Here is a 25,200-nt window from a genome sequence, read left to right on the forward strand (position 1 = left end):
GCGGGGCGGCCGACTGCGATCTAGCGCTTAACGCAGCCGGTCAGGACATGTTACAGGGACCGCGCCGGTTGTCATGTTGGCTGCGGCATGAATCCATTCTTTTGCACTGGGCCGCACCTGCCGGACCCGGTTGGAGCCTTCCCAAAAATGAGCGACGCGGTCGTCACGCGCTTTGCCCCCTCGCCCACCGGCTTCCTGCACATCGGTGGCGCGCGCACGGCTTTGTTCAACTGGCTCTATGCGCGCCGGACCGGCGGCAAGATGCTGCTCCGGATCGAGGACACAGATCGCGAGCGTTCGACGGAACCGGCCATCGCCGCGATCCTCGACGGGCTGCACTGGCTCGGCCTCGATTGGGACGGCGACACCGTCTACCAGTTCGCCCGCGCCGAGCGACATCGCGAGGTTGCGCGTGCGATGCTGGCCAGCGGCAACGCCTATTACTGCTACGCCACCCCGGCCGAGCTTGACGAGATGCGCGAGCAGGCCAAGGCCGCCGGCAAGCCGATGCGCTATGACGGCCGCTGGCGCGATCGCGATCCCGCGACCGCCCCCGAGGGCGTGAAGCCGGTCATCCGCCTGCGCGCGCCCCAGACCGGCGAGACCGTCGTCGAGGACGAGGTTCAGGGCCGTGTAGTCTGGCAGAACGAGAACCTCGACGATCTCGTCCTGCTGCGCTCCGATGGCAATCCGACCTATATGCTCGCCGTCGTGGTCGACGACCACGACATGGGCGTGACCCATGTCATTCGCGGTGACGACCACCTCACCAATGCCGCCCGCCAGACCCAGATCTACCAGGCCATGGGCTGGACCGTGCCGAGCATGTCCCACATCCCGCTGATCCATGGCGCGGACGGGGCAAAACTCTCCAAGCGCCATGGCGCGCTTGGCATCGATGCCTATCGCTCGCTGGGATATCTCCCGGTTGCGTTGCGAAACTACCTGCTGCGCCTGGGCTGGAGCCATGGCGACCAGGAAATCTTCTCGACGCAGGAGATGATCGACGCCTTCAACCTGTCCTCGATCGGCCGTTCGCCCGCGCGCTTCGACTACGCCAAGCTGGAGAGCCTGAACGGGCTCTACATGCGCCAGTCGGACGATCAGGCCCTGCTCGACGCCCTCAAGGTGATCCTGCCGGAGATCGGCCCTGCGCGAGGCCTGCCCGGCGAACTGTCGCCGGAGTTGGAGGCACGCTTCCTGGCCGCAATGCCCGGGCTCAAGGACCGCGCCAAGACTCTGATCGAACTGCTCGACAGCGCCTATTATCTGTACGCCTCCCGCCCGCTGGAACTCGACGCCAAGGCCACCGCCCTGCTCGACGACGCGGCGCGCCAGCGCCTGCCTGGCCTGTCGGCAAAGCTCTCGGCTTTGAACGACTGGTCGCCGGAGACGCTTGAGGCGGCGGTGCGCGGCTATGCCGAGGAGCAGGGCCTCAAGCTTGGCCAGGCAGCACAGCCTCTGCGCGCGGCCTTGACCGGCCGGGCGATGTCACCGGGCCTGTTCGATGTCATGGCGGTGCTGGGCCGCGAGGAGACTCTGGCGCGGCTGGCCGACCGGTCATGATCCAGAGGGGGTTCGGGTCACCATTTCTGATGAGTTGAACCCCCTGTGCAAATGGTCTAGTGACGCCCCCTGTGACCTGCTATCGCGTGGCGGCAGAAGGGGCACAAATATTGCTTGTAAATCAGTTGGATGAACCGCTTTCCTGCCCGTATCCGCACTTGCCGCTCCATCTCAGGGCCAGCCGTTTCAGGCTCTCGGATTCCAGGGACGTGTCCTGCGCAAAAAATCGGTGTTGGGCCTGACGGAAAAACGACTGGTCAGCAACGAGCCTGAAAGGATCGGTATCGATGAGCGGAAATAGCAGCCAGCTCCAGGTCGACGGCAAGACGCTCGACATGGCGATCAAACAAGGGTCCATCGGCCCCTCGGTCATCGACATCGCCAAGCTCTATTCGCAGACCGGCATGTTCACCTACGATCCCGGCTTCACCTCCACGGCGAGCTGTGAGTCGCAGATCACCTATATCGACGGCGACAAGGGCGTCCTGCTCCATCGCGGCTATCCCATCGAGCAGCTCGCCGAGCACGGCGACTTCCTCGAGACCTGCTATCTCCTGCTCGAGGGCGAACTTCCGACCGCCGCGCAGAAGGCCGATTTCGACTATCGCGTGACGCGCCACACCATGGTGCACGAGCAGATGGCCCGCTTCTTCCAGGGCTTCCGCCGCGACGCGCACCCGATGGCCGTCATGGTCGGTTCGGTCGGCGCAATGTCGGCGTTCTATCACGACTCGACGGACATCTCGGATCCGCACCAGCGCATGGTCGCGTCGATGCGCATGATCGCGAAGATGCCGACGCTGGCGGCCATGGCCTACAAGTACACGATCGGCCAGCCCTTCGTGTATCCGCTGAACTCGCTGGACTACACCTCGAACTTCCTGCGCATGTGCTTTGCCGTGCCGTCAGAGGAGTACAAGGTCAACCCGGTGCTGTCGCGCGCGCTCGACCGAATCTTCATCCTGCACGCCGACCACGAGCAGAACGCCTCGACCTCGACCGTTCGTCTCGCGGGTTCGTCGGGCGCCAACCCGTTCGCCTGCATCGCGGCCGGCGCGGCCTGCCTCTGGGGCCCCGCCCATGGCGGCGCCAACGAAGCTGCGCTTAAGATGCTGGAAGAAATCGGCAGCGTCGACAACATCCCGAAATTCATCGCCAAGGCGAAGGACAAGAACGATCCCTTCCGCCTGATGGGGTTCGGTCATCGCGTCTACAAGAACTACGATCCGCGCGCCAAGATCATGCAGAAGACCACGCATGAAGTTCTGGCCGAACTCGGCATCAAGGACGACCCGCTGCTCGACGTCGCCATGGAACTCGAGCGCATCGCCCTGCATGACGATTACTTCATTGAGAAGAAGCTCTATCCGAACATCGACTTCTATTCGGGCATCACCCTGAAGGCGATGGGCTTCCCCACCTCGATGTTCACCGCGCTGTTCGCTGTCGCGCGCACCGTCGGCTGGATCGCGCAGTGGAAGGAGATGATCGAGGATCCGTCCCAGCGCATCGGCCGTCCGCGCCAGCTCTACACCGGCTCGCCGCAGCGCGACTACGCCCCGATCGGCCGCCGCTGATCGCGACGATACCGCGAGCGATCGCTTGAAGTTCAGGGCGCGCCGGTCTTCGGCGCGCCCTGTTTTGTTTCCGGCGCGTGTTGCGATCACCTACCGCGTCATTGCGAGCGCAGCGAAGCAATCCAGGTGGCGACGAGCGCTGCAACTTCTGGATTGCTTCGCTTCGCTCGCAATGACGGGAGTTGCAACGCGATCGGCAGGCGGCGAAACCTCGGCCACCGAGTCCATCTCACGGCATGCCGTTTCGGAGGCGCGCTAACCCGTCATTGCGAGCACAGCGAAGCAATCCAGGGAGACGTCGAGCGCTGCCGCTCCTGGATTGCCTCGCTCACGCTCGCAATGAAGGGGGGAGAGAACGCCCAGGCTTCAGGCCTGCGGGCCGAGAAGCGCGAGCGCTGCATCGACGGCATTCGCCGCGGGGCTGGGCCCGGCTGACTTCATGATCGTCTCGACCTCGTCGAAGCCGGAGAGCTGGCGTTGGCGTGCATCGCCGTCCGGCAGCAAGGCCAGCACGTGGCGGCTCAACGTCTCGGCCGTCGCATCCTGCTGGATGAATTCCGGCACCACACTGCGTCCCAGGATCAGATTCGGCAGGATCACGCTCGGCAGCTTGATCAGCCGCCGCGCGATCGCCGCTTCCCAATTCGCGCCCTTATAGGCCGCGACAGTCGGGACATCGGCCAAAGCGAGCTCGAGCGTAACCGTGCCCGAGGCTGCGAGCGCCGCGCGCGCACTGCGAAAGGCCGCGAGCTTTGCCGGCTCGCCAGTCACGATTTCCGGTTTGACCGGCCAGGAGGCAACGGCCTGTGAAATCAGCCCCGCAAGATGGCTGACTGCCGGGAGCAGGAAGCGCGTGCCCGGCGCTCCAGCCGCGATGCCAGCGACAGCCTCGCCGAAGACCGGCATCAGATGGTTGATCTCGGAGCGCCGGCTGCCGGGCAGGACCAGAACCGTCGGTCGGGCGAGGTCGGCACGCGCGCGGGCCTCCTCGACATCGGGCCGGAGGTCTGCAAGACGCTCCAGCAGCGGATGGCCGACATAGATGGTGCGCGGCCCATGCAGGCGTTCGAGTGCCGCCGGCTCGAAGGGCAGCAGCGCCAGGATGCGGTCAACATGCGGCGCCATTGCGCGCGCGCGACCAGAACGCCAGGCCCAGACGCTTGGGCAGACCCAATGCGCGATCGGGATAGTCGGCGCACGCGCGCGCACCTTCTTGGCGACTCGCAGCGAAAAGTCAGGCGCGTCGATTGTCAGCAGCAGATCCGGCGCGAACGCCGCGACGCCGCGCACCGCATCTTCCATCCGCCGCAGCAGCAAGGGCAGACGTGCGATGACCGGGCCAAACCCCATCACGGCAATATCGGATTGCGCGAACAGCGGCACCAGCCCCTGCTCGATCAGGCTCTCGCCACCAACACCCGTCAGTTCCAGGGGCCGATCGCCAAGGCGTTCCCGCAGCGCAACCAGGAACGCCCGCGCCAGGGCATCGCCCGAAGCCTCGCCCGCAATGATCGCCAGCCGGAACGGCCGGTTCACGCGACACCCTGGACGAACAGGCCGAGCTGGTCGGCAAGTCGCCCCAGCTTCTCTCGATCGCCGACCAGAACCTGTCCGGCCTTCAGCGCGATGCCCGACAAGCCGGCCTGCGCTGCATTACGGAGCGTCTCGGCCCCAATCGCCGGCATGTCTACGCGAAGGTCCTGGCCTTCTTTCGGCGCCTTGACCAGGACACCGTCGCCCTTGCCGATCTTCAACCGCCCCGCCGCGACGAGGTCGGCAACGCGCCTGATCGTGGCATCGGTTCCTTCCGCCGCCTCGATCGCGACGACGCGATGGTCGGCCAGGACCGCCGCCTGCCCGACGTCGAACGGCGACATCGCCGACAGCAGCGCAAATCCGCGCGCAATCAGCTCGAGTTGTTCCGGGGAGGCGCTCCGGCGCCCCAACGGTCCGACGGGGGCGGTTATACCCGGCGCAATGTCGAACGGTCCGCGCACGCAAAACCCCCTGCCCTCAAAGAACGTGACGACGCCGCGCAGGAGATGGTCGTCTCCTCCGCGAAATGCCTTGGCGAAATGTGGGAGATATTTCAGCGTCGATGCCTCGGGACGCAAGGCGCCGAAACTCGGACGCGGCAGCGAGCCGATCAGGACGATCTCGCCGATCTTGCGACGTTGCAGCTCGTCGAGCAGGCGGCCGAGCTGACCAAGCCGGTAGACGATGACGTCCGACTGCGGAAAGGCAGCAGGATCAGCCGCGCCGTCGAGAGCCGCCACGAAGACGCGCTCGCCTCGCGCGGCCGCGATGCGGGCGAGTTCGACTGGGAAATCGCCGCCCCCGGCGATGATCGCCAGCGCGCCCGCTGTCGCGCTGTCCTGCAGCGTCGCGGCGTTCACCGATCCGGCGCGTTGACGTCGCGCGGTACGCAGATGGCCCGCTCGCCGTTGCCGCTCCTGATGAAATCGAGGATTTCCTGGATCAGCGGATGCGCGGAGAATTCGGCCGAGACATCCTCGACTCGCTCCGCGAGGGTTCCCTCGTCGGCGAAGATGAGCCTGTAGGCGCGGCGGAGCTCATGGATCTGCTCGCGGGAGAACTCCCGGCGGCGCAGTCCGACGAGGTTCAGTCCCGCCAGATGGGCCGGGTTGTCGCGCACCAGACCGAACGGAATCACATCGTTCAACACGCCGGCGCCACCACCGATGAAGGCGTGATCGCCGACGCGGATGAACTGCTGCAGGCCGGTGCCGCCGCCAACGATCACGAAGTTCCCGACCGTGACATGGCCCGCGCACATGACGTTGTTGGAGAAGATGACATTGTTGCCGATATGGCTGTCATGCCCGACATGCGAATTCGCCAGGAAGAAGCAGCGATCGCCGACGGTGGTCTTCATGCCACCGCCTTCGGTCCCCGGGTTCATCGTCACGCCTTCGCGGATCTTGCAATCGGCGCCGATCGTCAACGTCGACGGCTCGCCGCGATACTTCACATCCTGAGGCGGATGGCCGATCGAGGCGAACGGATAAATGCTCGTCCTCGCGCCGACCGTGGTGTGGCCCGAGATCGCGACGTGGCTGACCAGCTCTACGCCATCGGACAGAACCACATCGGGCCCGACCGTGCAGAACGGGCCGATCTTGACCCCCTCGCCGATTTGCGCCTTCGGGTCGATGACCGACATTGCGTGGATGGAAGCGCTCATGAAAAGGCTGTCCTGACCTTGGAAATCGCGACCGGGCTCAGATGACCATCGCCGACAGCTCGGCCTCGGCGACGAGTATCCCGTCCACCTTGGCCTCGCCGCGATAGAACCACAGGTTCCGCTTGCGGGTGATCTTGGTCAGGTGGAAGCGCAGCTGATCGCCCGGCTCCACCGGCTTGCGGAACTTGGCCTTGTCGATCGTGGTGAACAGCACCGTGCTGACGGCCGCCTGGTCGTCGCCGCGCGCATTGACCACGAGCACGCCGGCGGTCTGGGCCATCGCCTCGATCATCAGCACGCCGGGAAACACCGGCCGCCCCGGAAAATGGCCGGTGAACTGCGGCTCGTTCATGGTGACGTTCTTGATGCCGATGCCGCTCTCGTCGCCATTGATCTCGACAACGCGGTCAACCAGCAGAAATGGGTAGCGATGAGGGATGCAAGCCATGATTTTCTGGATGTCCGCGACACCCAGAGTTTTCGTCGCATCAGTCATGGCGTCCTCATCTTCCGTGCGGCTCCCTATGGCCAGCACTCTTCTCACGTTCTAACCGCCCAGCCGCGCAAGGCAAACAGCCTGCACGTCCGGCGGGCAGCGGCCTGCCGTCTCAGCTTTCGGACGATCCGCCGCCCTTGTGCCGCTTGGCGACAAGGCTCTTGAGCAGCGCGCTCTCGCGAGCCCAGCTCAGGGCCGGCTGTGCCGGATAGCCGCCATAGCGCGCACCGCGCGGAATGTCGCCGGCGACGCCGCTCTGGGCGGCGACCTGCGCGCCCATGCCGACCGTCAGATGGCCGGCGAGGCCGACCTGACCGCCGAGAACCACGAAGTCCTCCAGCGTCGTCGAGCCGGCGATGCCGACCTGCGAGACGATGACGCAATGGCGGCCGATGACGACGTTGTGCCCGATCTGGACGAGGTTATCGATCTTGGTGCCTTCGCCGATCACAGTGTCACGGCTGGCGCCGCGATCGATGCAGGTGTTGGCGCCGATCTCGACGTCGTCCTGGATGATGACGCGGCCGATCTGCGGCACTTTCATATGGCCCTTCGGGCTCATCGCGAAGCCGAAGCCGTCCTGCCCGATGCGGACACCGGGATGGATGATCACGCGGTTGCCGATCAGGGTCGATTGCAGCGTGCTTCCGGCGCCGATCGCACAGTCGCGACCGATCCGGACCTGCGGCCCGACGACGGCATGGGACCCCACGACCGTGCCTGCCCCGATCTCGGCGCCGGGTCCGATGACCGCGCCCGGATCAACGGTCACGCCGGCCTCAAGCACGGCCGTGGCATGGACGAACGCGCCCGGCGCGACGCCCTGGGATCCGAACATGGAGCCGGGCCGCAGGGCGGTGGGAAAGAACTTCGCGAGAATGCGGGCAAAGCCGTGATAGGGCGCCGGAGTAACCAGCGCCACCGTGCCTTCCGGCACGCGCCCGGCAAAGCGCGACGATACCAGGCAGACGCCCGCTTTCGTCGCGGCCAACGCGTCGGTGTATTTCGGATTGTCCATATACGCCACGTCGGACGGCCCGGCGGCCTCCAGCGCCGAAGCGCCGGTGACGATACGCGAGCCATCCACGCCTTCGGGAAGGGTGGCGCCTGAAATGGCAGCGACCTCGCTCAAATCGAGCGAGGTCGCAACCGGAAAGAATTGTGGTTCTGACATGTGGCCTTGTATCCGGAGCGGGGCGATCAAGCCCCGCTGCGTCAGAAGCGGGTGCCGCCGGAGAAGCGGAATGCCTGAAGGCGGTCGCCGCCATACTTGACGCCGGTGACAGGATCCCGCGAGCCCTCGTCCTTCGACAGCGCATAGGCGTAGTCGAAGCGGATCGGGCCGAGCGGCGACTGCCAGAGAAGGCTGACACCGACCGACGAGCGGACGACGTTCTTGTCGCGCACGCAGGCCACGTTGCTCTGCCCGAACGGTGCACCCGAAGACGCGACGTTGAACTGGCGAGCTTCCGAGCCGGCCGGGCAAGCCTGCGGCGTCGTGATGTTCTTCGAGCCGCCATCGTAGTTGAACAGCGTACCGGCGTCGGCGAAGACCGCGCCGCGCAGGCCGAGATCGCGCGGCAGGCCCCAGATCGGGAACTGCACCTCGAGGGTACCACCGAAATAGGTGGTGCCGCCGAGCGCGTTGGCCGTCGGATCGTTCAGCACGTCGCGCGGGCCGATACCGGACGGCGCGAAGCCGCGAACGAGCGTCGGTCCGAGGAAGTAGTGGTCGATCATGCGCAGGTTGCCGCTGGTAGCCTGGACGTGGCCACCCTGCAGGCGCGCGAAGCCGACGACATCGTCGAAGATCTCGCGGTAGTACTTCGCGTCCGCCGCGATGCGGAGGAACTTCGAGTCGCCACCGACGCCTGCGAACTCAGGCTTCAATTCTGCAATGAAGCCGTTGCGCGGGTTCTGGTAGTTGTCGAGCGAGTTGTAGTTGAAGTTCAGGCCGACCAGGGAGGTCAGCGTGGTGCCCACAGCTTCCTTGACCGCGATCGTCGCCTCGCCGTTGTTCACGCAGTTGAAGAACTGGTTGACGGGCAGGCCGGCAGTGCCGGGAGTGACACCGAACAGCGGGTCCGAGCAGTCGTTGTACGGCCGGCTCGACGTGTTCGGGATCTTGATCTCGGTGGTGTAGAGCGAATACCGCGGCGTGATCGAGAACTCTTCCGTGATCGGGAAGGTGAAGCGCACCTGCCCGCCGTTCACGCGGCTCTCGAAACGACCGGTGTTGTAGTTGTCGCTGAACTTCGAGAACAGGTCGAAGCCGGCCGCGATCCGATGACCGAGGAAGTAAGGCTCGGTGAAGGAGAAGTCGACGCCCTGCGTACGCTGCCCGAGTGTACCGGCGATGCGGACGAACTGGCCACGGCCCAGGAAGTTGGACTCCGACAGCGAGACTTCGCCGATGACACCGTCCGAGGTCGAGTAACCGCCGGCGATGGAGAACGAACCGGTGGCCTTGTCCTCGACGTCGATGTTGACGACGACACGGTCGGGAGCCGAGCCGGGCTCGTTGGTGATCCGGACCTTGTTGAAGAAGCCGAGGTTATTCAGGCGGCGCTCGGCCCGGTCGACCAGCACCTTGTTATAGGCGTCGCCTTCACCGAGATCGAGTTCGCGGCGCACGACGTAGTCGCGGCTGCGGGTGTTGCCGCGCACGTTAATGCGCTCGACATAGACGCGTGGGCCTTCGTCGATCACGTAGGTGATGCCGATCAGGCGGCCGGCGGCATCGCGTTCACCACGGGGACGAACCTGGGCGAAGGCGTAGCCGCGGCGCGAAACCTCGGTGGTCAGCGCGAGCAGAGACTTCTCGACGGATTCGGCGTTGTAGGTATCGCCGGCCGACGTAGAGACCATGCGCTGCAGCGAGGCTCCGTCGATATCCCGGAGCTGGGAATCGACTGCGACGTTACCGACGCGATACTGCGGACCTTCGTCGACGGTGACGTCGATCACCCAGCCGCCCTGCGCATCGTCGAAGCGCGCGGTGTTGCCGACGATCTGGAAGTCGGCAAAGCCGTTCTTCAGATAGAAGCGACGCACCAGCTCGAGGTCGGAGGTGATCCTGTCGGGATCGTAGACGTCGGAGGTCTTGAGGAAGCTGAGGAAGTTCGACTCGGTCGACGTCATCAGATTGCGCAGGCGCGACGAGGAATAGACGCCGTTGCCCGAGAAATTGATCGACTTGATGCCGGTCTTGCCGGCCTCGGTGATGGTGAACACCACGTCCGAGCGGCCGTTCGGCAGCGGAGCGATGCGGCCGCTGACAGTTGCGGAACCGTAGCCGGCCCGACGATAGACCTCGCGCAGACGCTGCACGTCGGCATCGATCATCGCCTGGCTCAGCGGGCCGCGGGTCTTGGATTCGATCTGCTGGGCGAGCACCTCGCCCTTGAGACGGCGATTGCCCTCGAAGGCGACACGATTGATCGTGTCGTTCTCGCGCACCGCGATCACGGTCTGCGAACCACGACGGCTGACCTGGACGTTCGAGAACAGGCCGGTCGCCATCAGCGTCTGGCGGATCGCCTCAGGCGAGCTATCGCTCTGCCCGGCCGCATAGGTGCGGATCGTCTCCGCATCGACGCTTCTATTGCCTTGGACAATCACGGCCTGCGCAAACGCCACGCCACCGCTAACGGCCAGCATGATGGCCGAAAGTCCGACTGATCGAGAGAGCCGCGTCTTCATAGAAAGGCTCTTTTGGGTCGACGTCATCGGGTCGCCTATTCCATTTTTCTCAGGTCGCCACCCCGATCGGGGACCACTGCCTTAGGGCAGCGGCACGGAGACATTGCAGTCCAATCGCTTCTACAAAGTTTCCTGCGAGGTGCAAACCGCCATTGTCGTTAACAAATTATTTTTAAGCGGCTCGTTGCCGAGCGGCCACGCGCCCCGCCAATATTCTGCCGCAAAGTGACGCCCCCAGCGCGGAAAATGCCGTCAGAGCAGCGAGCGAACGTGAACTATGTCATTCCACGTCACGAACAGCATCAACATCAGAACGAGGCCGAGCCCCACCCGAAAGCCGATTTCCTGTGCGCGCTCGCTTAACGGACGGCCTCGCAAGGCTTCGACAAGATAAAACATCAAATGCCCGCCATCGAGCATCGGAACCGGGAACAGGTTCATCAGCCCGATCGAGACCGACAGGATGGCGGCGAGATTGATCAGGGCCAGCAAGCCGCCGCTCGAGGCCACGAGACCGGAGACCTGCGCGATCCGGATCGGCCCCGATAACTGGTCGGTCGATTCGCGTCCGCTCAGCAGCTTGCCGATATAGTCGTAGGTGCGCACCACCACATACCAGGTCTCGGACACGCCGTTGCGCAGGGACTCGACCGGTCCGAAGTGCTGGGTCTTCCAGTCCTCCGCCTTGCGCGAGGCCTGAACGCCGATGACGCCGATCTTCTGCTTGCCGAGCGGCGTGCTGGTCTCGACCAGCGCGGGCGTGACCGGGATGGTCAGGATGGTCGAAGCGCGTTCGACCGTCAGCGAGACAGTCTCGCCCGGGCGCACGGAGATGGCGCGCTGCATGTCGTTGAAGCCGGTGATCGGCTGGCCGTCGATCTCCAGCACGAGATCCCCGGGCTTCAGCCCGGCACGTTCGGCGGCGCCGCCGGCGACGATCTGGTCGACGCGCGGCGTCAGCACCGGCTTGCCGAAGACGAACACGGTGGCGGCGAAGATGAAGATCGCGAGGAGGAAATTGGCGATCGGCCCGGCCGCAACGATGGCGGCACGTGCGGCGACAGGCTTGGCCGGGAACGAACGCGCGCGCTCCTCGGGCGCCATGCGCGCGACCTCGGAGAGATCGGGCGTGCTGGCGCCGTCGGCGTCACCGGCGAACTTCACATAGCCGCCGAGCGGGATCAGGGCGAGCCGCCAGCGCGTGCCGCGCTTGTCATAGAAACCGTAAATCTCGCGGCCGAAGCCGATCGAGAACACCTTAACATCGACGCCGCACCAGCGGCCGACAAGAAAATGACCGAGCTCGTGGATGAACACGACCAGGGTCAGGACGAACAGGAACGGCAGCAGATAGCCGAGCAGGAACGAGCCCGCATTCCAGATAGTCGCTGCAAATTCCATAAAAGTCTCCCGGTCTGTCGCCCTTAGGTGACAGCGAACCGGCCTTGCGACAAGAGCAGGCGAGCCCGCTTTCTCGCATCTTGGTCAATAGCCAGCGCCTCGGCGACGTCGGTGGCCGCCTCCGCGCTCGACCCCGACTGGGCGCAGACCGCCTCGACGAGCGCGGCGATGCCGGGGAACGGAATTTCGCCGGCCAGATAGGCCGCCACAGCGATCTCGTTGGCGGCATTCAGGATCGCAGGCATGGCCCCGCCCTGCCGCAAGGCCGAGATCGCATGGCGCAGCGCCGGGAAGCGCTGGAGGTCGGGGCGCTCGAAGACAAGCGGAGCCGTCAGGGCCAGGTCGAGAAGCCGCTCCGCGGGAGCGTCGAGGCGACCATCGATGCCGAGGCAATGGGCCGCAGCGACGCGCATATCCGGCAACGCCATGCCGGCACTGACAGAGCCGTCGCGAAAGCTGACGAGCCCGTGCACGATCTGCTGCGGATGGACCAGCACCTCAAGCTGGTCGGGGCCGAGCCCGAACAGGAAGCCGGCCTCGATCAGTTCCAGCCCCTTGTTCATCATGCTGGCCGAGTCGATCGTGATCTTGGAGCCCATCGCGTAATTCGGGTGGGCCAGCGCCTGCTCGGGCCGCGCCTTGGCAATCTCCTGCGCGCTCCAGGTCCTGAACGGACCGCCCGACGCCGTCAGCGTCATGCTGCGCACCGCGGAGATCGGCTCGGAGCCGAGCACCTGCAGCAGTGCGTTGTGCTCGGAATCGAGCGGCAGAATGCGTGCACCGACGGCCTTCGCTCGCGCCATCACGGCTGCGCCGGCGCAGACCAGGCTCTCCTTGTTGGCGAGCGCGATGACCCGGCCCGGCGAAAGCGCCGCAAAGGTCGCCTCCAGCCCGGCCGCCCCCGCGATCGCGCTGACGACGATGTCGCTGTCCATCGCGACGGCGTCGAGCACCGCCTCGCGTCCGGCACCATGGGAAATGCCGCTGCCCTGCAGGGCTTCGCCCAGCGCAACGCCGGCGCCCTCGTCCGCGAGCGCAGCGAACCGGGCGCCCGTTTCGATGGCGACGCGTGCAAGCGCCGCGGCATCCCGCCCGCCGACGACGGCCATCACCGCGAGCCGATCGGGGTTCTCGGCAATCACATCGCGCGTCGAACGGCCGATCGAGCCGGTCGCGCCCAGCAGGGTAACAGTACGAAGCATCACTCTCTCAACGCCCGGCGGCGATCACGAAGAAGGCAAGGCCAGCCAGAACCAATACGGCCCAATAGCCATCGAGACGATCGAGGAAGCCGCCATGGCCGGGAATCAGGCGGCTGGAATCCTTGGTGCCGAACCGGCGCTTGATCGCCGATTCGAAGAGGTCGCCCGCCTGGCTGACGACCGAGCCGGCAAAGGAGGCGACGATGACGAAGGCCGGGCCGACCGCGGCCCACGCCTGCGGCGTCAGGGCCCAGACGGCATAGCCCCCGAGCGTGCCGGCGGTGGCCCCGCCGATCGCACCCGACCAGGTCTTCTTCGGGCTGAAGCGCGGCATCAACTTGGGCCCGCCCAGGCTCCGGCCTGTGAAATAGGCGGCGATGTCGGTGAGCCAGACGACGGCGAAGCTCCAGATGATGATCGCGAAACCGAGGTCGGGCACCGCTCGCAGCGCCGGCGTGACCAGCGCGAAGACGAGCGCATAGGCGACGCCGCACATCTCGAGCGCCAGCTTGTCTCGCACCAACGGCGTGAACACGGCACCGAGCAGCGCAGCCAGCGCCGCGACGCCGGCAATCGCGGCCGGGCTTGCCGGCGAGAAGCTCAGGGCGAAGCCCGCCAGGACCACTCCGACCCCGCCCGCGATCGCATTGCGGCAGGAGACGATCGACAACCACTCATACGCTACCAGACCGGCAACGAGCGTCCAGACCAGGCTGAACGGCCAGCCGCCCCAGAATGTCGTCAGCAGAACGCCGGCCGCCAGAACCAGCGCCGAAAAGACCCTGAGCCTCAGCTCGCCCGGGCCGCCCTTGGGCGCATCGGCAGGCGTGTCATTCACGCTGCCCCCACTGTCCGGTCAGCCGATGTCGAAACGCCGCCGAAGCGTCGATCGCGGCGATGATACTCGGCCAGCGCGGCCTCGAGAGCAGCGCGGTCGAAATCCGGCCACAGCACGGGCGCGAAGATGAATTCCGCATAGGCGGCCTGCCACAGCAGGAAGTTCGAAATCCGTGTCTCGCCCGAGGTCCGGATGACCAGTTCGGGATCGGGCATGTCGGCTGTATCGAGCCTCGACGACAGCAGCCGCTCGTCGATCTCGTCAGCCGCGATGCGGCCGGCCGCGACTTCGGCCGCAAGCCCTCGCGTGGCGCGGATGATCTCGTCGCGCGAACCATAGTTGAAGGCGACGACCAGGGTCATGCCTGTGTTGTCGCGGGTCATAGCCTCGGCGTGCTCGACGAGGCGGCGCAGGTCGGGCGCCAGGTCGTCACGTCCGCCGATGATGCGCACCTTGATGCCCGAGGCATTGAGCTCGGACAGGTCCTTCTCGACGAAGCGCTTCAGCAGGCTCATCAGGAAAGACACTTCGGCCTGCGGCCGGCGCCAGTTCTCGGTCGAGAAACTGTAAAGCGTCAGGATTCGAATGCCGAGGTCCGACGCATTCCGGACCGTGCGGCGCAATGCCTCGAGTCCGCGCCGGTGTCCTTCCTGCCGTGGGAAGCCGCGCATCTGCGCCCAGCGCCCGTTTCCATCCATGATGATGGCGACATGGGTTGGAGCGGCCCCGGGTGCCGAGGCCTCCGCGGATTGGGCCGCGCGCTCCCCCTGACACTGGTCTGCTGACATGTGCGTGCCTCGTTAGGCGCCGCGCCGATGGGGCGCCGCATAGGATATCCCGCCTGAGCGGCGGCTCAAACCTGCAGGATTTCCTTTTCCTTGGCGGCCAGTGCCTGGTCGATCTCAAGGATGTGCTGGTCGGTCGCCTTCTGCACGAGGTCGGTCTGGCGCGTCACGTCGTCCTTCGTGAAGTCGCCGTCCTTCTCGAGCTTCTTGATCACGTCGATGCCGTCGCGGCGGACATGGCGCACCGCGACCTTCGATTCCTCGGCGTATTTATGCGCGACCTTGACCATTTCCTTGCGGCGCTGCTCGTTCAGCTCGGGAATGCGGATGCGTAGCACCTGCCCTTCCGTCTGCGGGTTGAGGCCCAGGTCGGATTCACGGATCGCCTTGTCGACAGCGTTGACCATGCTGCGGTCCCAGACCTGGACGCTGAGCAGCCGCGCCTCGGGAACGCTCACGGTAGCGAGCTGGCTCAGCGGCGTGCGCGCGCCATAGGCCTCGACCTGGATGGGGTCGAGCATGTTGGCGGAGGCCCGCCCGCTGCGCAGCGAGGCGAGGTCGCCCTTGAAGGACTGGAGCGCGCCTTGCATGCGGCGCTTCACATCGTTGAGGTCGAATGTCGTCTGGGCCATCGTCTTCAAGACCTTGCACTAGAGCATCGTGCGGAACTGTGGGAACCGACACCGCAGCAGAGATGCCACGGCCGGGGTAACACGAAACCGGCGCGACCATGGCGGTGGGTCCGCGCAGGGTCAAGAGATCATCATACAGCGCCCGCGCTACGGCGTCACATAGGTCGCCCTGCCCTCGCCGCGCAGCACCGATGCGAGCGCGCCCGTTTCGGCAATCGAGAACACCACGATGGTCAGGCCGGCGTCGCGGGCCAGCGCGAAGGCAGCGGTATCCATGACCTTCAGGTCGCGCCGGATCGCCTCCGCATGGGTCAGCGTATCGTAGCGCGTCGCGGTCGGATCCGTCTTGGGATCGGCGGTGTATACGCCGTCGACCTGGGTCGCCTTGAGCAGATGGCTGCAGTCCAGCTCGGCCGCGCGAAGCGCCGCGCCGGTATCGGTGGTGAAGTAGGGGTTGCCGGTGCCGCCACCCAGGATCACGACCTTGCCGTTGCTGAGATGGTCGAGCGCACGGCGCCGTGCATAGCTCTCGCACAGCGAGGGCATCGGCACGGCCGACATGGCGCGTGCCGGCGCGCCGGCTGTCTCGATCGCGTGCTCGAGCGCCAGCGCGTTCATCACGGTGCCGAGCATGCCGATCGAATCGGCGCTGGGCCGGTCGAGGCCCTTGTTCAGGCCCTGCAGGCCGCGGAAGAAATTGCCGCCGCCGACCACGATGGCGATCTCGACGCCCTCGCGGGCGGCATGGGAAATATCAGCGGCGAGCGCAGTCAGGGTCGCGCCGTCGAGGCCGGAACCCGCCTTGCCTGCAAGGGCTTCGCCTGAAAGCTTAACGAGCACGCGTTTGGGTCTCATAAGCTTTCTCCAACTCTGGGCCGCGCACGATTCGCTGGCCTTCACCGCTGTCATACAAAAAAGGCCGCGCTGGGCGCGGCCTTTTTCTCAGTCTTCAACCGGCTTTTCAGCCCGTCGTGCCGCCGGCCGCAGCAACTTCCGCTGCGAAATCCTGCTCTTCCTTCTCGATGCCCTCGCCGAGTGCGAAGCGCGCAAAGCCCTTCAGCGCGACAGGAGCGCCGACCTTGCCCTCGATCTCCTTGAGGACCTGGCCGACCGACTTCGAGCCGTCATGGATGTAGGACTGCTCGAGCAGGCAGTATTCCTTGGCGTAGCTCTTCAGGCCGCTCTCTGTGATCTTCTCGAGCACGTGAGCCGGCTTGCCGACGTTCTTCTCGGCCAGGATCGCCTTCTCGCGAGCCAGGACCTCGGGATCGATCGAGGCCAGGTCGAGCGCAACCGGGTTGGTCGCGGCGACATGCATGGCGAGCTGGCGGCCAAGAGCGGCGAGCTCGTCAGCCTTGCCCGTCGACTCCAGCGCAACGATGACGCCGATCTTGCCGAGGCCGTCGGCCACTGCGCCGTGGACATAGGAACCGATCAGGCCGGCAGAGACCTTGAGCTCGGCCGTGCGGCGCAGCGTCATGTTCTCGCCGATGGTCGAGATCGCGTTGGCGATCGCGTCGGCAACCGTGCCGCCGCCCGGATAGTGATGTGCCAGAACGGCATCGACGTCGCCGCCACGCTCGAGCGAGACATTGGCGATGCCACGGGCCAGGCCCTGGAATTCAAGATTGCGAGCAACGAAGTCGGTCTCGGAGTTGAGCTCGATCACGACACCGCTGTTGCCTTCGATAGCAACCGCAACCAGGCCCTCGGCGGCGATGCGGCCGGCCTTCTTGGCGGCCTTGGCGAGGCCCTTGGTGCGCAGCCAATCGATCGCGGCTTCCATGTTGCCGTCGACGGCGCTGAGCGCGGTCTTGCAATCCATCATGCCCGCGCCGGTCTTGTCGCGGAGTTCCTTCACCATCGCGGCGGTGATCGCTGCCATCTGTCCTGTCCTTATTGTCGTGCGGGCCAAACCCGGAAGTCCGGCCGCGGATCGGAATGCCAGACGCCTCATTGGAAAACGCCGACGCTCCCGTCTCCGGTCGTCGGCGTTGTTCGGCGTCAATCAGAAGTCGGATTGCGACGCGCCGATGACGCGTCGCAAGTCCGGGGAGGCTTGGCCTCAGGCGTCGGCGAGTTCGCGCGCCTGGGCAACCCAGCCGTCACGCTCGATGCGGCCAGCGAGCTTCAGGTCCTGGTCGACCTTGGTCACATCGGCAGGGGTCATCGAAGCGAACTGCCAGAAGTGGAACAGGCCGCCATCATTGAGCTTCTGCACGAGCTCGGGGCCCATGCCCGAGAGCTTCATCAGGTCGTCCGGCGCGCCGCGCGGGGCGGTCAGCAGCTCGAAAGCAACGCCGGTGTCGGCGGCGGCCGGCTCGGCAGCCAGGGCCTCTTCGACCATCGGAGCTTCCGAAGCGCCGATGTCGATGCCGTGGTCGCCCGAAGCGCGGGAGATGCCGTCGATCGCCGAGCGGGCGATCAGGTCGCAATAGAGAGCGATGGCGCGGCCGGCGTCGTCATTGGCGGGAACCGGGAAGGTGATGCCATCCGGATCCGAGTTCGAGTCGATGATCGCTGCGACCGGGATGCCGAGGCGCTGGGCCTCCTTGATCGCGAGCGCTTCCTTGTTGGTGTCGATCACGAAGATCATGTCGGGCGTGCCGCCCATGTCCTTGATGCCGCCGAGAGCGCGCTCGAGCTTGTCGCGCTCACGCGCCAGCATCAGGCGCTCCTTCTTGGTGAGACCGGTGCCACCGCCGTTCAGCATCTCGTCGACCTTGCGCAGGCGCTGGATCGAGGCGGAGATGGTCTTCCAGTTGGTCAGCATGCCGCCGAGCCAACGCGAATTCACATAGTACTGGGCCGAGCGCTTGGCTGCATCGGCGATCGAATCCTGCGCCTGGCGCTTGGTGCCGACGAACAGCACGCGGCCACCGCGGGCGACGGTGTCGCTGACGGCCTGCAGGGCGCGCGAAAGCATCGGCACCGACTGCGAGAGGTCGAGGATGTGGATGTTGTTGCGGGTGCCGAAGATGTAGGGCGACATCTTCGGGTTCCAGCGGTGAGCCTGGTGGCCGAAGTGCGCGCCTGCCTCGAGCAGCTGACGCATGGAGAAGTCTGGCAGTGCCATGGTGTCTATCGTCCTTCCGGTTTTAGCCTCTGGGGTGCGAATGAACGAGGCATAGACTGCCAAGTCACCGGAACGCCTCGGAGTTGAGGCGATGCACCCCATGTGGGATGGGCTGCGCCATACAGGGGATGGCGCGAGATTGCAAGGCGAGGATGCGCCTTTTCGGCTGCGACGCTCTCTGGATGCGCCGGCGCCTGGCTCTTTATCACGATGTCCTGAGCGCGCCTGCAAAAAATCCCGCGCGACGTCTCGCGCGGGATCCGGATGTTGCCCGGACGAATCCTATTTCGGGAGCGCCGCGCCGACCTGCTTGATCGCGTCGCCGACCTGCTTGCAGAAGGTCGCCGGCGTGCCGCTCTGCGCCTTGGCCACGGCCTCGATGTCCTGCGACATGCCCATCGCCGAGAAGATGCCCTTCCTACCTTGGGCCTCGGCTTCGTCGCCACCGCTCTTGTCGGCGGGCGGCGGCATCATCCCCATCAGCTTCTTCTGGATCTCGACGACGTCGGTCCCGATATGGCCCTTGTCGTTGCAATAGATCATCAGACCGAGCTGGTTGCGGCCAGCCTGATAGGCGATTTTCAGCTGGTCGGCCTGGGTCTGCGCCAGAGTTGCGGAGGCTGACGCCAGTAGAGTTGCGACTGCGGCAGTCGCGCAAATCAATTTTGGTGCGAAGATCATGTCAGCTATCCCAAGTTGGCAATTCAAGCATGGCGCTCATGCTTGGTCTTTCCCCCTGCAAGACTGACTATCGCCGCCGCGCAGGCGAAACAATCCGCCGCAATAGCCGAGGCGTTAGGCCGATCGGCCGACCAAGATCCGCCGCGCAGCCTATGCCGATGCGGTCATGGCGAGGGTCGCCGTTCCCTGTGCCCGCGCCCACCGGTGGAGACGACCGAAGGCCGCACGCCTCGCATTTCCTCGTGGGAATCGAAGATGCCCGCGGTTGTATCAACCGGATCGTAAGCCCTTCGCGCTAACGCAACGGCAGTCTCCTGCGGAACGATCTGGAAGCTGTAGTTCGCGTGATCCTGGACCTGAGGACGATCTTTGCCGTTGGCGCAGTCACCTGCATCATCCTCGGGCTTATGCAGGTCGTTGCCTACCTGATCGGCCGGTTCGAGCGCTGGCCGCTGTGGTGGGGCGCGAGCAACACGCTGATCGGGCTCGGGGTCGTCGGCGCCTCCCTCCGGGACACGGCCCCCGACTTCATGTCGATCACAGTCGCCAACACTGTCATGTGGATCGGCTGCCTCGTCCTGTTGATGGGGATAAGAAGCTTTTCCGGACGCGCCCGGCGCCTGCCGTTCTATGTCGCGGCGGTCGCGCTCCCGGCCATCCTGCTCACTGCCTGGATCGAGCCTGAAGGCTTTTCGCGTCGGGTCGCGCTGATGTCGCTCTTGCTGGCGGCCTGCGACATCGCGGTTGTGCGGGAGGGAGTTCGCCTCGTCCGCCGGGAACGCTTGCTGTCAGCAATCATCCTGATCGGGTTCTTCGCACCCACGGCGCTCATTTTCGGGCTTCGCGCCGCTCATGCGATGCGGGGAGGCATGGGAGGCGGGCTCTTTCCCGCCGGGGGCTCCGGATTCCATTGGCTGGCGGTGATCGCGATCGCGATCATGATCCTGCGGGGCAATGTATTGCTGCTGCTCGCGATGGAGCGCAGCCGCAACGCCCTGCTCTACCAGGCCCAGCACGATCCGCTGACGCGCGCGCTGAACCGAAACGGGCTAGCCCGCTTCATGACCGGGCTCGTACCGAAGCTGGCCCGCAGGCCCGCCCGGCTTTGCCTGCTCCTGATCGATATCGATCACTTCAAGACCCTGAACGACACCTACGGCCATGCCGCCGGCGACCAGATCCTGGGCCTGCTTGCAGCCACCGCCCGGGCCAACCTGCCCGATGAGGCGATCCTGGCCCGGCAGGGCGGCGACGAGTTCGCGGTCGTGCTCCCCGAGCACCGGGCGGCGGATGCCGTCGTAGTCGCTGACCGCATTCGCGATGCCTTCGAGCGGGCGCTGCCCCAGGTCGGTGCCCGCGCGATCCGGCCGACGCTCAGCATCGGCATCACCGAGGGCGACACGTCGGACAGCCTAGACGTCCTGCTGAGGCGCGCAGATGTGGCGCTGTACCGCTCAAAGAATCTGGGTCGTGACCGGGTCCAGGTCCAGGCGCGCGCCATGGCGGCGTGACGCCGTCACAGCATCCCGAGATCGTCCGCGCGCAGGGTCCGGACGCCGACCTCCGCCATTTGCGTCCAGGAGGCCGCGAGCGAGCCGTCCAGGTCGATCGCACGACAGGCGTCCTCGACCACGAAGGTCTCGAAACCTGCCGCCACCGCGTCCTGGGCGGTCCAGTTCACGCAGAAATCGGTAGCGAGGCCGGCTATGACGACGCGCTTGACCCCGCGTGCGGCGAGATAGCCGGCCAGGCCTGTCGGCGTCCTGCGGTCGGCCTCGATGAAGCCGGAATAGCTGTCGATCTCGCGCCTGAAGCCTTTGCGGATCACGACCTGGGCGCGAGACAGGTCGAGTGCCGGATGAAACCTTGCACCCTCGCTGCCCTGAACGCAGTGGTCTGGCCAGAGGACCTGAGGCCCATACAGCATCTCGACCAGCTCGAACGGCGCCCTGCCCTGGTGGCTCGTCGCGAAGGAGGCGTGCCCGGCCGGGTGCCAGTCCTGCGTCAGGACGATGGTCTCGAACTGAAGGGCCAGCCTGTTGATGACCGGAACGACAGCATCCCCGTCCGGCACGGCCAGATTACCGCCGGGACAAAAGTCGTTCTGGACGTCGACGACGATGAGCGCGGTGCTCGCATCCTGCATGGCAGGCCTCATCGCAACTCGACGCTGACCACGCCGGGTGCGGCGCGCACGGCATTCGCGATCTGCTGGTTGACCGGATAGCGCCCGGGCAGCTCGATCTCGACCTCCTGCGCGCCATCGTTGAGGATCATCACCAGGGCGATCTTGCCTTCCGCCCTGACGCCGTCGCGCGGGCGCACACGCTCGGCGATCGAGGTCAGCGCCTTGTCATCCCGGAGGTAGACCAGCAGGTCCTGCTTCTGGCGTGCCGCCAGATCGTCGAGCACCTCGGCATCCTCGATGCGTGGGCGCACATCGTCGCCATCGAGCACGGCCGAGAGGCGCAGAACCAGCGCCCTGCCCGGCTCGAGAAGATCGCGGAAGCGCTGAAGCCCCTCCGAGAACAGGATCGCCTCGAACTGTCCGCTGGGATCGGACAGGTTGACGATACCCATCTTGGAGCCGGATTTGGTGCGCCGCTCAGACTTGTCGATGACGGACGCCGCGACCTTGGCGACGCCCGTGCCATTGACTCGCACCGTCTGCGCGAAATCGGCGAAGCGCTGCACACGCAGCCGCTTGAGCACATGCTCGTACTCGTCGAGCGGGTGCCCAGACAGGAAGAAGCCGACGGCGTCATGCTCCCGCCGCAGCCGCTCGGCCGGCTCCCAGGGCTCGACCGGGGGAATGCGGAACGCCTCCTGCACCGAACCGCCGCCGAAGAGCTCGGACTGCCCGCCGAGCGCTGCATCGCGGGTGCGGTTCGAGAGTGCCAGCATGCCGTCGATGGCTGCCATGGCGCGGGCACGCTCTGGCTCCAACGCGTCGAGCGCGCCGGCCGCGATCAGGGCCTCGATGGTCCGGCGATTGACCATCTTGGTGTCGATGCGCCGCGCAAAATCGGCGAGGTCCTTGAACGTCCCCCCGGCACGGCGCGCAACCACAACCGACTCGACCGCGACCCGCCCGACGCCCTTGATGGCTCCCAGCGCATAATGGATAGCGCCGTCGGCAACGTCGAACTCGACGCCGGAGCGGTTGATCGCAGGCGGCAGCACCTTGATGCCGATACGCTCCGCATCGCGCCGGAATTCCGAGAGCTTGTCGGTGTTGCCCATGTCGAGCGTCATTGACGCCGCCAGGAACTCGACCGGGAAATTCGCCTTGAGATAGGCGGTCTGGAAGGCGACGACCGCATAGGCCGCCGCATGGCTCTTGTTGAAGCCGTAATCGGCGAACTTCGCCAGCAGGTCGAAGATCTCGGAGGCAATGTCCTTCTTGATGCCGCCCTCGACGGCACCCTTCACGAAACGGTCGCGCTGGGCGTCCATCTCGGCCTTGATCTTCTTGCCCATGGCGCGGCGCAGCAGGTCGGCCTCGCCGAGCGAATAGCCCGAGAGCGCCTGCGCGACCTGCATCACCTGCTCCTGGTAGACGATGATGCCATGCGTCTCGCGGAGATAGGGCTCCATGCCCGGATGAAGATAGGTCGGATCCTCCAGCCCGAGCTTGCGGCGGCAGTAGCTCGGGATGTTGTCCATCGGGCCCGGACGATACAGCGCCACCAGCGCGATCAGGTCCTCGATCCGGTCGGCCTTCATCTCGACCAACGCCTTGCGCATGCCGATCGATTCCACCTGGAACACGCCGACGGTCTCGCCGCGGGCCAGCATGGCGTAGGTCGGCGGGTCGTCGAAGGGCAGGCTCGCGAGATCGACCTTGATCTCGCGCTGGGCGATCAGCTTCACAGCAGTGGTCAGCGTCGTGAGCGTCTTCAGGCCGAGGAAGTCGAACTTCACAAGCCCGGCCTGCTCGACCCATTTCATGTTGAACTGGGTGACGCGCATGCCGGTGCGCGGATCGACCGAGAGCGCCACCAGCTGCTCGAGCGGCCGATCGCCGATGACAACACCGGCGGCGTGGGTCGAGGCGTGGCGGTGCAGGCCCTCTAGCTTCTGGCCGATCTCGAGGAGCCGCGCGACGACGGGCTCCTCCTCGGCCGCCTGCTGCAGCTTGGGCTCGTCCTTGATCGCATCGACCAGCGAGATCGGCTTGGCCGGGTTCTGCGGCACCAGCTTGGTCAGCTTGTCGACCTGCCCGTAGGGCATTTCGAGCACGCGGCCGACGTCGCGCAGCACGCCGCGCGCCAGCAGGGTGCCGAAGGTGATGATCTGCGCGACACGCTCCTCGCCATAGCGGCGCTTGACGTAGTCGATCACCTCTTCACGCCGGTTCTGGCAGAAGTCGATGTCGAAGTCCGGCATCGAGACACGGTCGGGGTTCAGGAAGCGCTCGAACAGCAGGCCGAAGCGCAGCGGGTCGACGTCCGTGATGGTCAGCGCATAGGCGACGAGCGAGCCCGCGCCCGAGCCACGACCCGGCCCGACCGGAATGTCGTGGTCTTTCGCCCATTTGATGAAGTCGGCAACGATCAGGAAGTAGCCCGGGAACTTCATCCGGGTAATGATCGAGAGCTCGAAGGCCAGCCGGTCCTCATACGTCTTGACGTCGTAGCCGGGCGCCGGACCGTGCTTGGCGAGGCGTGCCCGCAAACCGTCCTGGGCCTGGGTCTGGAGTTCGTCGGCCTCGTCGCGCCCCTCCTCGCCGAAGCGCGGCAGGATCGGCTTGCGCAGGCCGACGCGCCAGGTGCAGCGCATCGCGATCTCGACGGTGTTGGCGAGCGCCTCAGGCAGATCCGCAAAGCGGCGCTTCATCTCGGCCCGGTTGGCGAAATTATGCACGGGCGTGACACGCCGGCGCTCGCCATCCGAGACCAGCCGGCCGGCCGCGACCGCCAGCAGCGCATCATGCGCGTCGTAGTCGTTGGGCTTGGCGAAGAAAGGTTCGTTGGTGGCCACGACCGGCAGGTCGGCATCGTAGGCCAGCCGCAGCAGGTGCGCTTCGAGCGCCGCCTCGTTCTCGCGCTCATGGCGCTGGATCTCGACATAGAGCCGGTCGCCAAAGATCCCGGCCAACGTCTCCAGACGCGCCTGCGCCTGGGGGACCTGCCCGCCTCGCAGCGCCATGTCGACGGGGCCGCCATAGCCGCCGGTCAGGGCAATCAACCCGCCATTATGGGAAGCCAGCCTCTCGACCGAGGAGATCGGGTCACCCGAGCCGCCGCTTGCCAGCGCCGCCTCGGTGACGAGCTTCATCAGGTTGATGTAGCCGGCCTCGTTCATCGCAAGCAGGACGATATGCGGCATCGTCTGCTGGACCGGGCGGCGGCTGCCCTCCGCCTCGTCGGCGAAGTCGACCGATAGCTGCACGCCCGGGATCGGTTGGAGGCCCGCTCCGGCGAACTTCTCGGAGAATTCCAGGGCGCCGAAAAGATTATTGGTGTCCGTCAGCGCCAGCGCGGGCTGCCCGTCCGCCGCCGCCATCTTGGTGATGGTCGAAACCGTCATCGCACCTTCGAGCAGCGAATAGCTCGAATGGACATGGAGGTGGACGAAGCCGACCTCGGACAGGATGCGTGTATCGCCGGGTTCCCGACTCATCTCTGACCTCTCGCCCGCCTGCGACTCTGAACTGCGCTCTTATGGCGCCGTCTCGCGTCACCGGCCAGCCTGCGATGAGGTCGCAGGGCTCCACCTTGTGGACAGCTCAGACGCCCGGGCCGGACATCAGCGCAGCCCACACCCAGATCATGCCAAGGAAAAGGCCGAGCGACAGAATTTCAGCCAGTCCAACAACCAGTTTGCGCGCAGCGATCATCGTCAATCTCCTGTGTTCCAACTATGTCTACTTTAATTCCTGTTTTGTTCTCGTCAATATCGATGGGTCAGCGCCGCCCTGCGCGATCGCCGGGCGGTTAACGAAATCTTGCAGACGACAATCGGGAGTTAAAGAATCGCTTCCCGCGCGCTCCTCGCCAGAGCGACGGGATCGCGCAGGCGCCTTGCGGAATCGGC

Annotated in this window: 20 protein-coding genes; 3 read left to right on the top strand and 17 right to left on the bottom strand. The window is 65.7% G+C overall.

From position 1 onward, the window contains the following. The first annotated feature begins 147 nt into the window (after positions 1-147). Together gltX and gltA are read left to right on the top strand one after the other, a co-directional pair. Complete coding sequence (gene gltX / locus AC1D2L_RS12205; protein WP_476846138.1) at positions 148-1,566, top strand: glutamate--tRNA ligase; 1,419 nt, start codon at positions 148-150, stop codon at positions 1,564-1,566. Between the two features lie 287 nt (positions 1,567-1,853). Further along, a complete protein-coding gene (gene gltA, locus AC1D2L_RS12210) occupies positions 1,854-3,143 on the top strand; it encodes a citrate synthase (protein WP_476846139.1) in 1,290 nt (429 codons plus the stop codon). A gap of 366 nt (positions 3,144-3,509) precedes the next feature. Here the strand turns inward: gltA and lpxB are convergent, their stop codons facing one another. The 15 genes from lpxB to AC1D2L_RS12285 form a co-directional block, all read right to left on the bottom strand. After that, a complete protein-coding gene (gene lpxB / locus AC1D2L_RS12215) occupies positions 3,510-4,679 on the bottom strand; it encodes a lipid-A-disaccharide synthase (protein WP_476846140.1) in 1,170 nt (389 codons plus the stop codon). Then, positions 4,676-5,539 carry an LpxI family protein gene (locus AC1D2L_RS12220; protein ID WP_476846141.1) on the bottom strand — a complete coding sequence of 288 codons (864 nt, stop codon included), beginning with the start codon at positions 5,537-5,539 and terminating at the stop codon, positions 4,676-4,678. Before AC1D2L_RS12220 ends, lpxB begins: the two co-directional genes overlap by 4 nt. Next, the gene (gene lpxA / locus AC1D2L_RS12225) at positions 5,536-6,348 is read right to left on the bottom strand and encodes an acyl-ACP--UDP-N-acetylglucosamine O-acyltransferase (RefSeq protein ID WP_476846142.1); all 813 of its coding nucleotides are present in this window, start codon (positions 6,346-6,348) and stop codon (positions 5,536-5,538) included. The genes AC1D2L_RS12220 and lpxA overlap by 4 nt, the downstream gene beginning before the upstream one ends. 37 nt (positions 6,349-6,385) lie before the next feature. Next, complete coding sequence (fabZ, locus tag AC1D2L_RS12230) at positions 6,386-6,844, bottom strand: 3-hydroxyacyl-ACP dehydratase FabZ (protein WP_476846143.1); 459 nt, start codon at positions 6,842-6,844, stop codon at positions 6,386-6,388. A 112-nt stretch (positions 6,845-6,956) separates the two neighbouring features. After that, positions 6,957-8,018, bottom strand: a complete 1,062-nt coding sequence (gene lpxD, locus AC1D2L_RS12235; RefSeq protein ID WP_476846144.1) for a UDP-3-O-(3-hydroxymyristoyl)glucosamine N-acyltransferase — start codon at positions 8,016-8,018, stop codon at positions 6,957-6,959. A gap of 41 nt (positions 8,019-8,059) precedes the next feature. After that, positions 8,060-10,546, bottom strand: a complete 2,487-nt coding sequence (gene bamA, locus AC1D2L_RS12240; protein WP_476846145.1) for an outer membrane protein assembly factor BamA — start codon at positions 10,544-10,546, stop codon at positions 8,060-8,062. 252 nt (positions 10,547-10,798) lie between these two features. Then, complete coding sequence (gene rseP / locus AC1D2L_RS12245) at positions 10,799-11,947, bottom strand: RIP metalloprotease RseP (protein ID WP_476846146.1); 1,149 nt, start codon at positions 11,945-11,947, stop codon at positions 10,799-10,801. Between the two features lie 23 nt (positions 11,948-11,970). Beyond that, positions 11,971-13,149: a 1-deoxy-D-xylulose-5-phosphate reductoisomerase gene (gene dxr / locus AC1D2L_RS12250; RefSeq protein ID WP_476846147.1), complete on the bottom strand. Its 1,179-nt coding sequence runs from the start codon at positions 13,147-13,149 to the stop codon at positions 11,971-11,973. Positions 13,150-13,156: 7 nt separating this feature from the next. Beyond that, a complete protein-coding gene (locus AC1D2L_RS12255) occupies positions 13,157-13,987 on the bottom strand; it encodes a phosphatidate cytidylyltransferase (protein ID WP_476846148.1) in 831 nt (276 codons plus the stop codon). After that, positions 13,984-14,775, bottom strand: a complete 792-nt coding sequence (locus AC1D2L_RS12260; protein ID WP_476846149.1) for an isoprenyl transferase — start codon at positions 14,773-14,775, stop codon at positions 13,984-13,986. The genes AC1D2L_RS12255 and AC1D2L_RS12260 overlap by 4 nt, the downstream gene beginning before the upstream one ends. Positions 14,776-14,840: 65 nt before the next feature. Then, the gene (frr, locus tag AC1D2L_RS12265) at positions 14,841-15,404 is read right to left on the bottom strand and encodes a ribosome recycling factor (RefSeq protein ID WP_476846150.1); all 564 of its coding nucleotides are present in this window, start codon (positions 15,402-15,404) and stop codon (positions 14,841-14,843) included. A 147-nt stretch (positions 15,405-15,551) separates the two neighbouring features. Continuing rightward, positions 15,552-16,259 carry a UMP kinase gene (gene pyrH, locus AC1D2L_RS12270; RefSeq protein WP_476846151.1) on the bottom strand — a complete coding sequence of 236 codons (708 nt, stop codon included), beginning with the start codon at positions 16,257-16,259 and terminating at the stop codon, positions 15,552-15,554. A 106-nt stretch (positions 16,260-16,365) separates the two neighbouring features. Next, complete coding sequence (gene tsf / locus AC1D2L_RS12275) at positions 16,366-17,289, bottom strand: translation elongation factor Ts (protein ID WP_476846152.1); 924 nt, start codon at positions 17,287-17,289, stop codon at positions 16,366-16,368. Positions 17,290-17,469: 180 nt separating this feature from the next. Beyond that, on the bottom strand, positions 17,470-18,480 hold the full coding sequence (locus tag AC1D2L_RS12280) for a 30S ribosomal protein S2 (protein WP_476846153.1): 1,011 nt from the start codon (positions 18,478-18,480) through the stop codon (positions 17,470-17,472). Between the two features lie 282 nt (positions 18,481-18,762). Further along, complete coding sequence (locus AC1D2L_RS12285; RefSeq protein ID WP_476846154.1) at positions 18,763-19,161, bottom strand: pore-forming ESAT-6 family protein; 399 nt, start codon at positions 19,159-19,161, stop codon at positions 18,763-18,765. A gap of 344 nt (positions 19,162-19,505) precedes the next feature. On the opposite strand from AC1D2L_RS12285, the gene AC1D2L_RS12290 reads away from it, so the two are divergent. Next, positions 19,506-20,672 (top strand): GGDEF domain-containing protein, encoded by a 1,167-nt coding sequence (locus AC1D2L_RS12290; protein ID WP_476846155.1) that lies wholly within the window; start codon positions 19,506-19,508, stop codon positions 20,670-20,672. A 5-nt stretch (positions 20,673-20,677) separates the two neighbouring features. Here the strand turns inward: AC1D2L_RS12290 and pncA are convergent, their stop codons facing one another. Continuing rightward, positions 20,678-21,307 carry a bifunctional nicotinamidase/pyrazinamidase gene (pncA, locus tag AC1D2L_RS12295; protein ID WP_476846156.1) on the bottom strand — a complete coding sequence of 210 codons (630 nt, stop codon included), beginning with the start codon at positions 21,305-21,307 and terminating at the stop codon, positions 20,678-20,680. An 8-nt stretch (positions 21,308-21,315) separates the two neighbouring features. Next, positions 21,316-24,786 carry a DNA polymerase III subunit alpha gene (dnaE, locus tag AC1D2L_RS12300; protein ID WP_476846157.1) on the bottom strand — a complete coding sequence of 1,157 codons (3,471 nt, stop codon included), beginning with the start codon at positions 24,784-24,786 and terminating at the stop codon, positions 21,316-21,318. Between the last annotated feature and the right edge of the window lie 414 nt (positions 24,787-25,200).

It is taken from the genome of Allobosea sp. P1_B10, assembly GCF_056406735.1.

Bases quoted from the DNA above. Each gene is read 5' to 3' on its own strand.
- frr (WP_476846150.1), bottom strand. From the start codon at position 15,404: ATGGCCCAGACGACATTCGACCTCAACGATGTGAAGCGCCGCATGCAA.
- rseP (WP_476846146.1), bottom strand. From the start codon at position 11,947: ATGGAATTTGCAGCGACTATCTGGAATGCGGGCTCGTTCCTGCTCGGC.
- AC1D2L_RS12260 (WP_476846149.1), bottom strand. From the start codon at position 14,775: ATGTCAGCAGACCAGTGTCAGGGGGAGCGCGCGGCCCAATCCGCGGAG.
- dxr (WP_476846147.1), bottom strand. From the start codon at position 13,149: ATGCTTCGTACTGTTACCCTGCTGGGCGCGACCGGCTCGATCGGCCGT.
- lpxA (WP_476846142.1), bottom strand. From the start codon at position 6,348: ATGAGCGCTTCCATCCACGCAATGTCGGTCATCGACCCGAAGGCGCAA.
- lpxD (WP_476846144.1), bottom strand. From the start codon at position 8,018: ATGTCAGAACCACAATTCTTTCCGGTTGCGACCTCGCTCGATTTGAGC.
- fabZ (WP_476846143.1), bottom strand. From the start codon at position 6,844: ATGACTGATGCGACGAAAACTCTGGGTGTCGCGGACATCCAGAAAATC.
- dnaE (WP_476846157.1), bottom strand. From the start codon at position 24,786: ATGAGTCGGGAACCCGGCGATACACGCATCCTGTCCGAGGTCGGCTTC.
- AC1D2L_RS12285 (WP_476846154.1), bottom strand. From the start codon at position 19,161: ATGATCTTCGCACCAAAATTGATTTGCGCGACTGCCGCAGTCGCAACT.
- bamA (WP_476846145.1), bottom strand. From the start codon at position 10,546: ATGAAGACGCGGCTCTCTCGATCAGTCGGACTTTCGGCCATCATGCTG.
- pyrH (WP_476846151.1), bottom strand. From the start codon at position 16,259: ATGAGACCCAAACGCGTGCTCGTTAAGCTTTCAGGCGAAGCCCTTGCA.
- pncA (WP_476846156.1), bottom strand. From the start codon at position 21,307: ATGCAGGATGCGAGCACCGCGCTCATCGTCGTCGACGTCCAGAACGAC.
- tsf (WP_476846152.1), bottom strand. From the start codon at position 17,289: ATGGCAGCGATCACCGCCGCGATGGTGAAGGAACTCCGCGACAAGACC.
- gltX (WP_476846138.1), top strand. From the start codon at position 148: ATGAGCGACGCGGTCGTCACGCGCTTTGCCCCCTCGCCCACCGGCTTC.
- AC1D2L_RS12280 (WP_476846153.1), bottom strand. From the start codon at position 18,480: ATGGCACTGCCAGACTTCTCCATGCGTCAGCTGCTCGAGGCAGGCGCG.
- gltA (WP_476846139.1), top strand. From the start codon at position 1,854: ATGAGCGGAAATAGCAGCCAGCTCCAGGTCGACGGCAAGACGCTCGAC.